The organism is Acidovorax sp. GW460-11-11-14-LB4 (assembly GCF_059423685.1).
This window is the reverse complement of record NZ_JBWKYJ010000119.1, coordinates 1-8915: the sequence shown is the minus strand read 5'-3', so window position 1 is coordinate 8915 and position 8915 is coordinate 1. Positions and strand designations below refer to the sequence as shown.

7 protein-coding genes are annotated in these 8915 nt (G+C 68.2%); 5 read left to right on the top strand and 2 right to left on the bottom strand.

The genetic code is table 11. The annotated features are described in order from the left end of the window. Nucleotides 1-217 precede the first annotated feature (217 nt). Nucleotides 218-3271, top strand: coding sequence for an EAL domain-containing protein (locus tag AC07X4_RS23390; RefSeq protein WP_494741473.1), 3054 nt, complete (start codon nt 218-220; stop codon nt 3269-3271). A 114-nt stretch (nt 3272-3385) separates the two neighbouring features. Here AC07X4_RS23390 and AC07X4_RS23385 read toward each other — a convergent pair whose 3' ends face one another. Further along, the gene (locus AC07X4_RS23385) at nt 3386-5371 is read right to left on the bottom strand and encodes a monovalent cation:proton antiporter family protein (protein WP_056056799.1); all 1986 of its coding nucleotides are present in this window, start codon (nt 5369-5371) and stop codon (nt 3386-3388) included. A gap of 213 nt (nt 5372-5584) precedes the next feature. On the opposite strand from AC07X4_RS23385, the gene AC07X4_RS23380 reads away from it, so the two are divergent. Genes AC07X4_RS23380 through AC07X4_RS23365 form a run of 4 tightly spaced genes read left to right on the top strand, consistent with a single transcriptional unit; the run spans nt 5585 to nt 8599 of the window. Continuing rightward, on the top strand, nt 5585-6586 hold the full coding sequence (locus AC07X4_RS23380) for a KpsF/GutQ family sugar-phosphate isomerase (RefSeq protein ID WP_056056797.1): 1002 nt from the start codon (nt 5585-5587) through the stop codon (nt 6584-6586). Between the two features lie 2 nt (nt 6587-6588). After that, entirely contained in the window at nt 6589-7158 is a 570-nt protein-coding gene (locus AC07X4_RS23375; protein ID WP_436076013.1) for a KdsC family phosphatase, read from the top strand. Continuing rightward, on the top strand, nt 7155-7775 hold the full coding sequence (gene lptC / locus AC07X4_RS23370) for an LPS export ABC transporter periplasmic protein LptC (protein ID WP_494741472.1): 621 nt from the start codon (nt 7155-7157) through the stop codon (nt 7773-7775). Before AC07X4_RS23375 ends, lptC begins: the two co-directional genes overlap by 4 nt. Nucleotides 7776-7816: 41 nt before the next feature. Then, nucleotides 7817-8599, top strand: a complete 783-nt coding sequence (locus AC07X4_RS23365; RefSeq protein ID WP_494741471.1) for an SDR family oxidoreductase — start codon at nt 7817-7819, stop codon at nt 8597-8599. Between the two features lie 118 nt (nt 8600-8717). Here the strand turns inward: AC07X4_RS23365 and AC07X4_RS23360 are convergent. Continuing rightward, nucleotides 8718-8915, bottom strand: a 198-nt coding sequence (locus AC07X4_RS23360; protein ID WP_494741470.1) for a hypothetical protein, incomplete at its 5' end; no start/stop codon positions are given.

Genomic DNA, 8915 nt, shown 5'->3' with positions numbered 1-8915 from the left:
GGTGGGGAGTGATGACGCGGGGGAGGCCCGGGCAGGGCCAATGCCTGGGTGTGCGCCAGGGGCTGGCCAGTGGCGCGAGGCACGGAAAGTGCGAGAGTGTAAACAGCCCGGCGGTCCCCGCGCGCGCCTGCACCAGACGCCATAATGTGTTTCACTGGCGTTACAAACTCGCGCCGCCTGCGGCGGACGGTGCCCCAACCCCCACGACGATCGGCCCATGCCCATCTCCGTCCTGCTGATCGAGAGTGATCACCCCCACGCACAGGCTGTGGCGGGGGCGCTGGCCGATCCCTGGTCGGGCTGGCGCGTGGACGTGGTGGATTCGATCGCACAGGCGCGCGACCACCTGCTGCGCCACCGCCCCGACATCGTGCTGGCCGCCCAGCGCACCCTGGACGGTTCGGCCTTTGACCTGCTGCAGCTGCTCGACGGCGTTCCGGCCATCATCATCGTGCGCATGGGGGCAGAAACCCACGCGGCGCAGGCCATGCGCCACGGGTTTGACGATTTCACCGTGCAGGACCCGGCGCTGGACTACCTGCTCACCCTGCCCGCGCAGATCGAAGCCGTGCTGGAGCGCACCTCCAGCGCCCGTGCCCGCCGCGCGGCCGAGGCCATGCTGGCGCGCCAGCACCGGCTGCTGCAGGCCATCTCGCGGGCCCAGGGCATGTTCATTGCCAGCTCGGGCCCCCGGGCGGCGTTCGAGGCGCTGCTGGGCGAGTTGATGACGCTGACCCAGAGCGCGTTCGGCCTCGTGGGCCAGGTGCAGCGGGCCGATGACGGGCACCCTTACCTGCGCGTGCACGCGATGACCGACATCAGCTGGGACGAGGCCTCGCGCCAGCGCTATGCCCAGCATGCCGAGGATGGCATGGTGTTCGACAATCTGCACTCGCTGGTGGGCGCTGCGCTGGTGACGGGCGAGCCGGTCCTCAGCAACGATGCCAACCACGATGCCCGCAGCGCGGGCACGCCGTCCGGCCACCCCACGCTGCGCACCTACCTGGGCCTGCCCATCCATGCGGCGGGAGAGCTGGTGGCCATGGTGGGGCTGGCCAACCGCAGCGGCGGTTACACCAACGCCGATGTGCAGTTTCTGCAGCCCTTGCTGAACACCATTGGCCAGCTGGAGACCGCCCGCCGCGCCGAGCTGGCCCGCAGCCATGTGGAGGCCGAACTGGCCCGCACCAGCGCCCTGCTGGCCGAGAAGACCCGAGCCCTCGAAGGCACCCTGGACAACATCTCGCAGGGCATCACCAACGTGGACGCCGAGGGCCGCATCCGCGTCTACAACCAGCGCTACCTGGAGCTGCTGGACCTGCCCGAGTCCCTGCTGGCCACGCAGCCGCTGGTGGAAGAGGTGGTGCGTTTTCAGACCGAGCGGGGCGACTTCGGGCCCGAGTTCCAGCTCATCGAGCCCATGGCCCGCAACTACGTGGCGTCGGAATACGCGGCGCATGGCGGCCGCATGAACATGCCGCAGAGCTACGTGCGGCGCACCCGGCAGGGCCGCTACATCGAGGTGCGCACCCGTGCCCTAGAGCCCGGCGGGCGCGTGCGCACGTTCACCGATGTCACCGACTACCTGAGCACGCTGGAGGCCCTGCGCCAGAGCGAGGCGCGCTGGCGCAGCCTGACGGACCTGTCGTCCGACTGGTACTGGGAGCAGGACGACCAGTTTCGTTTTGTGCGGCTGGACGGCAACCCGTACCACACGGAGGGCGTGCCCGATGAGATGCACTACGGCCTGACCCGCTGGGAGTTGCCCGACACCTTCGTCAACGAAGGGCAATGGCGCGAGCACCGCGAGCAGCTGGAGGCGCACCAGGTCTTTCACGACTTTGAGATGCAGCGCCTGTCCCAGGACGGCAAGCCCGTGTGGGTGTCGATCAGTGGCGAGCCCATCTTTGACGAAGAGGGCCGCTTTACCGGCTACCGGGGCGTGGCGCGCGACATCACCGAGCGCAAGCTGGCCGAGGCCGAGATCCAGCGCCTGGCGTTCTACGACGAACTCACCGGCCTGCCCAACCGCCGGCTGCTGATGGACCGGCTGGAGCGCGCGGTGGCCACCACCCAGCGCGACGGCCGCCATGGCGCCCTGCTGTTCCTCGACCTGGACAACTTCAAGGGCATCAACGACACCATGGGCCACGAGTGGGGCGACCGCCTGCTGGTGCAGGTGGCCGCGCGCATCGGGGCCAGCGTGCGGGCCACCGACACCGTGGCGCGGCTGGGTGGCGATGAGTTTGTGGTCGTGGTGCAGGGCCTGCACGGCCATGAGGTCGAAGCCGCGGCCGAGGCCGAGGCCGTGGCCCAGAAGGTGTTGCTGGCGCTGAACCAGCCCTATGTCGTGGATGGCTGCGACATGCACAGTACCCCCAGCATCGGCATTGCGCTGTTCCAGGACGCGCAGCAGCCCGTGCAAGAGCTGCTCAAGCGCGCCGACCTGGCCATGTACCAGGCCAAGGCGCAGGGGCGCAACACCCTGTGCTTTTTCGACCCCGCCATGCAGGCTGCCGCGTCGGCGCGTTCGGCGCTGGAGGGCGACATCCGCCAGGGCCTGGCGCGCAACGAGTTCCTGCTGCACTACCAGCCGGTGGTGGACGCCACCGGCCACCTGCTGGGGGCCGAGGCGCTGGTGCGCTGGCAACACCCGCAGCGCGGCATGGTCTCGCCCGCCGATTTCATCCCGCTGGCCGAGCAGACGGGTCTCATCCTGCCCCTGGGGCGCCAGGTGCTGGCCCTGGCCTGCCGCCAGCTGGCCCTGTGGGCCACCGCCCCGGCGAAAGCTGCGTGGACGCTGGCCGTGAACGTGAGTGCACAGGAGTTCCGCCAGCCCGATTTTGTGGAGCAGGTGCTGGCAGCGCTGCGCGATGCGGCCGCCAACCCGCGCCTGCTCAAGCTCGAACTCACCGAAAGCCTGCTGCTGCACGACGTGGAGGACAGCATCCTCAAGATGCAGGCGCTGCGCACGCTGGGGGTGGGCTTTTCGCTCGACGACTTTGGCACGGGTTACTCATCGCTCAGCTACCTCAAGCGCCTGCCGCTGGACCAGCTCAAGATCGACCAGAGCTTTGTGCGCGACGTGCTCACCGACCCCAACGACGCCACCATCGCCTGCACCATCATCACGCTGGCCCGCAGCCTGGGCCTGGACGTGGTGGCCGAGGGCGTGGAAACCGAAGGGCAGCGCAGCTTCCTGCTGCGCAACGGCTGCCGCCAGTTCCAGGGCTACCTGTTCGGGCGGCCTGGGCCTGAAGAGCTGCTGTAGTTTGCTATTAAATATGTAGCTGTCAGTGCATATTGCACTAGCGCTACAGGCCGATTTCATTCAAATGGTGTGCCCAACCATCCGCTGAGCTGCCAGCGGCGGGCCATGGGCCGGTCAGCCTTTCAGCAGCTTGTCTTCCGCCAGCGCCAGCGCTGCCGGATGGCCCGACAGCACCAGCGTGTCGCCTTCGGCCAGCAGGGCCTCGTCCACTGCCGCGCTCACATGGCCATTGCCGCGCCGCAGGTTGACCACGCGCACACCCATGGCGGGCAGGGCCAGCTGGCCCAGGCTGCGGCCCAGGGCGGTGGAGCCCGGGGGCAGGTTGATGGTGGACAGGCGCTCCTGGTCGCGTTCGTTCACCGTGTCGTCGTCCGCGCCATGGAAGTAGCCGCGCAGCAGGTTGTAGCGCGCATCGCGCTGGTCCTGCACCAGCCGCAGCACGCGGCGCATGGGCACGCCCACCAGGGCCAGTGCGTGGCTGGCGAGCATGAGCGAGCCTTCGATGGCCTCGGGCACCACCTCGGTCGCACCGGCCTCCTGCAGCTTGTCCAGGTACAGGTCGTCCTGCGTGCGCACCACCACCGGCACCTGCGGCGCGTGTGACCGGGCATTGGCCAGCACCTTCAGCGCGGCGGGCACATCGATGTAGGTCACGGCCACGGCGCTGGCGCGCACCAGGCCCGCCGCCATCAGCGCCTGCAGACGGGTGGCGTCGCCATACACCACCGAGTCGCCCGCCGCCGCTGCCTGGCGCACGCGGTCCGGGTCCAGGTCCAGCGCCATGTAGGGGATGCCCTCGTGCTCCAGCATGCGCGCCAGGTTCTGCCCGCAGCGGCCGTAGCCGCAGATGATCACGTGCTTGCTGGTGTTGATGGACTTGCGCGCAATCGATGTCATCTGCAGCGACTGCTGCAGCCAGTCGCTGGCCACCAGCTTCATCACGATGCGGTTGCTGTACATGATGAGGAAGGGCGTGGCCAGCATCGACAGCACCATGGCCGCGAGGATGGGGTTCATCAGCGCTGGCTGCACCAGCCCGTTGTTCTGCGTGAGCGACAGCAGCACAAAGCCGAACTCGCCCGCCTGCGCCAGGTACAGCCCCGTGCGCAGCGCCACACCGGTGGTCGCGCCCATGCCCCGCGCCAGCACCAGGATGATCCCCAGCTTGAGCACCAGGGGCACCGTGAGCAGCATCAACACCAGCGCCCAGCGGTCCACCAGGATGTGCCAGTCCAGCATCATGCCGATGGTGATGAAGAACAGGCCCAGCAGCACATCGTGAAAGGGCCGGATGTCCGTGCCCACCTGGTGGCGATACTCGGTCTCGGATACCAGCACGCCCGCAATGAAAGCGCCCAGCGCCAGGCTCAGGCCCGCCAGCTCGGTCAGCCAGGCCAGGCCCAGCGTGATCAGCAGCAGGTTCAGCATGAACAGCTCGTCGCTCTTGCGCCGCGCGACCAGCGTGAGCCACCAGCGCATCAGCCGCTGGCCGCCCGTGAGCAGCAGGCCCACCAGCACCGTGGCCTTGATCAGCGCCCAGCCCAGCGAGGTCAGCAGCTGGTCGGGCGACGATCCCAGCGCCGGAATCAGCACCAGCAGCGGCACCACCGCCAGGTCCTGGAACAACAGGATGCCCATCACCCGCCGGCCGTGTTCACTCTCCAGCTCGGCCCGCTCGGCCATCAGCTTGACCACAATCGCCGTGCTGCTCATGGCCATCACGCCTGACAGCGCCAGCGCCGTCTGCCAGCCCATGTCCCACACCCCACCCGCCCAGCGCGACAACGCCAGTGCCATGCCGGACACGACCGCCATCGTCAGCACCACCTGCATCAGCCCCAGGCCAAACACCTGCTTGCGCATGGCACGCAGCTTGGGCAGGCTGAACTCCAGCCCGATGGCAAACATCAGGAACACCACGCCAAACTCGCCCAGGTGGCGCACCCCTTCGGAGTTTTGCGCCAGTGCCAGCGCGTGCGGGCCAATGAGCACCCCAGCGGCCAGGTAGCCCAGCATGGGCGGCAGCTTGAGGCTGCGGCAGGTCACCACGCCCAGCACCGCGGCCAGCAGGTAAAGCAGTGTGAGGGCGAGAGAAGACATGGGTTCGATGCTATCCGAGGCTTGCGTTGCGTAACACAGGATTCAAGCAAGCCATTGGCCGGGGCTGCAGGCCGCTGCTGCTTCCCTGTTTGTGCGAGTCTGGCAAGCCTTGTGGGCTGGGCAAGGGCTTTTCTACCCGGATGCACGGACCGTGCCAGTGGACTTGGCCCATGCGACGGCCCGGCAGGCATGCCCGGTCGATAGAATCCTTGCATGACTCCCGCCCCCGCCGCGCTGCCCCCTTTTGATGCCGACCAGGCCCTGCGCCTGGCCCGCGAGACCTTCCACATCGAGGTGGAGGCCCTGAATGGCCTGGCGGCCCGTGTGGATGGTGTGTTTGCCCAGGCGGTGTTGATGGTGCTGCAGGCCCGGGGCCGCGTGGTGGTGATGGGCATGGGCAAAAGTGGCCACGTGGGGCGCAAGATCGCCGCCACACTGGCCTCCACCGGCACCCCCGCGTTTTTTGTGCACCCTGCCGAGGCCAGCCACGGCGACCTGGGCATGGTCACCGGCGACGATCTGGTGCTGGCCATCTCCAACAGCGGCGAAAGTGGCGAACTCACGGCCATCCTGCCGGTGCTGCGGCGCCTGGGCGCGCCCATGATCGCCATGACGGGCGGCCTGCAGTCCACCCTGGCGCGTTATGCCGACCTGGTGCTCGACTGCAGCGTGGCGCGCGAAGCCTGCCCGCTGAACCTGGCCCCCACCGCCAGCACCACGGCCCAGCTGGCCATGGGCGACGCGCTGGCTGTGGCCCTGCTGGACGCCCGGGGCTTCCGCCCCGAAGACTTTGCCCGCTCGCACCCTGGCGGTGCGCTGGGTCGCAAGCTGCTCACCCATGTGAGCGACGTGATGCGCTCGGGCACCGAGGTGCCGCGCGTGGCCCCCGATGCCTCGTTCAGCGACCTCATGCGCGAGATGAGCGCCAAGGGTCTGGGCGCCTCGGCCATCGTCGATGCCGACGGGCAGCTGCTGGGCATCTTCACCGACGGCGACCTGCGCCGCCGCATCGAGGCCGGGGCGGACCTGCGGTCCACCACCGCAGCCCAGGTCATGCACGCCAACCCGCGCCGCATTGCCCCCGACGCCCTGGCCGTGGACGCCGCCGAAATGATGGAAGCCCACGCCATCACCAGCGTGCTGGTGGTGGACGCAGCGGGCGCCCTGGTGGGCGTGGTGCACATCGGCGATCTGATGCGGGCGAAGGTGATCTGACGATGGCGCTGGTTCCTCAGACCTCTCCCTCTCCTGCCCTGCAGATTGACCCTGAACTGCTGCTGCGCGCCCAGGGCGTGCGCGTGGCCTTTTTCGACGTGGACGGTGTGCTCACCGACGGCGGCCTGTACTTCAGCGAAACGGGCGAGACCATCAAACGGTTCAACACCCTGGACGGCCACGGCCTCAAGCTGCTGCAAAAGGCAGGCATCACCCCCGCCGTGATCACCGGCCGCGACTCTGCCCCATTGCGCGTGCGCCTCAAGGCCTTGGGCGTGGAGCACGCCGTGTTTGGCACCGAAGACAAGCGCCCCGCCGCGGAGCAGATTCTGGCCACCCTGGGCCTGACCTGGGCGCAGGCCGCTGCCATGGGCGACGACTGGCCCGACCTGCCCGTGATGCGCCGCAGCGCCTTTGCCTGCGCGCCGGCCAACGCCCAGACCGAGGTGCGCCACGCGGCCCACTTCGTCACCCAGGCGCGCGGGGGCGAGGGTGCAGCGCGCGAGCTGTGCGACCTGCTGCTGGTGGCTACGGGCCGCTACGCGGCGCTGCTGGCGGAGTACACCGCATGATCCGCGTGATCCGCCAGGGCTGGGACCAGCTCTCGATCTACCTGCCCGTGGTGCTGATGGGCCTGCTGGCCCTGGGCACCTGGTGGCTGGTGCGTAACGCGCCCATGCCCCAGCTGCCAGCGATTGACCGGCCCGTGCAGCACCAGCCGGACTATTTCATGAAGTCCTTTTCGGTGAAGACATTCGATGCCACGGGCCGCCTGCAGAGCGAGGTGCAAGGTGACGAGGCGCGCCATTACCCCGACACCGATACGCTGGAGATCGATCAGGTCCGCATGCGTTCGGTCAGCCTCGATGGCCGGGTCACCGTGGCCACGGCCAACCGGGCCCTGAGCAACGCCGATGGCTCCGAAGTGCAGTTGTTCGGCAACGCCATCGTCAAGCGTGAACCGCTGCCCGCCAAGGCCGGGGCGGCAGCGCAGCCCCCCATGGAGTTCCGTGGTGAGTTTCTGCATGCCTTCACCAACACCGAGCGGGTGCGCTCTGATCAGCCGGTCACGCTCACCCGTGGCAACGACCGCTTCACCGCCGACAGCATGGATTACGACAACCTCGACCAGGTGCTGCAACTGCGCGGGCGCGTGCGCGGCATGATCCTGCCGGGCACCACGCGGTAGCCTCCACCTATCCTGCCTTGCCGCCCACTGTCGGAATGCACATGACCACTCCCCTTGTCTTCATCACCGGCGCATCCAGTGGCATCGGCCAAGCCCTGGCCCAGCGCTATCACCAAGCGGGGTTTCGCCTGGCTCTGGTGGCGCGGCGCACTTCCGAAGTCAAAACATGGGCAAGTGCTCAAGGAATAAGCCCTGAAAGCTATGAAATTTATAGTGCTGATGTGTCGGTGACTGACAGCATCGTGGCTGCAGGGCGCGATTGCATCGCACGCCAGGGTGTGCCGGATGTGGTGATCGCCAATGCCGGCATCAGCGTGGGCATGGACACAGCGGTGCGGGACGATATCGACGTCATGGCCCGCACCTTTGCCACCAACAACATCGGCATGGCGGCCACCTTCCAGCCGTTTGTAGACGCCATGGTGCAGCGCGGCAGCGGCACCCTGGTGGGCATCGGCAGCGTGGCCGGCATCCGGGGGCTGCCCGGCCATGGCGCCTACTGCGCCAGCAAGGCGGCTGTCATCAGCTACTGCGAAAGCCTGCGGGGTGAATTGCGCCCCCACGGCGTGCGCGTGGTGACGGTGTCGCCGGGCTACATCGATACCCCCCTCACGCAACAGAACCGCTACAGCATGCCGTTTTTGATGCAGCCCGCCGATTTTGCGGACCTGGCGTTTCGCACCATTCAGGCGGGCGTGAGCTACCGGGTCATCCCCTGGCAAATGGGCGTGGTCGCCAAGCTGCTGCGCATGCTGCCGAACCCATTGTTTGACAAGGTGCTGGCGGGCCGCCCACGCAAGCGCCGCCAGAGCGAAATGCAGTAGGGGCGGGATTGCACAAGGCGCCCCAAGGCGCCGGGGGCGATGGAGATTGCTATCTCGACGTGCAGCTGCCATGAAAAAGGGCCCTGAAGGGCCCTTGTGACAGAAAAACGGGTGTGGTTCAGTAGCCGCCGTTGCCGCCGCCACCATAGCCACCACCGCCACCATTGCGGCCGCCGCCACCACCGTTGCGCGAACCCGAGCCGTACGGGCTGCGGAAGCCACCTTCGCTGCGGCCACCGCCGCCATAGCCCCCGCCACCACCTTCGCGGCCGCCGCCGTATCCACCGCCGCCGCCCTCGCGGCCACCACCATAGCC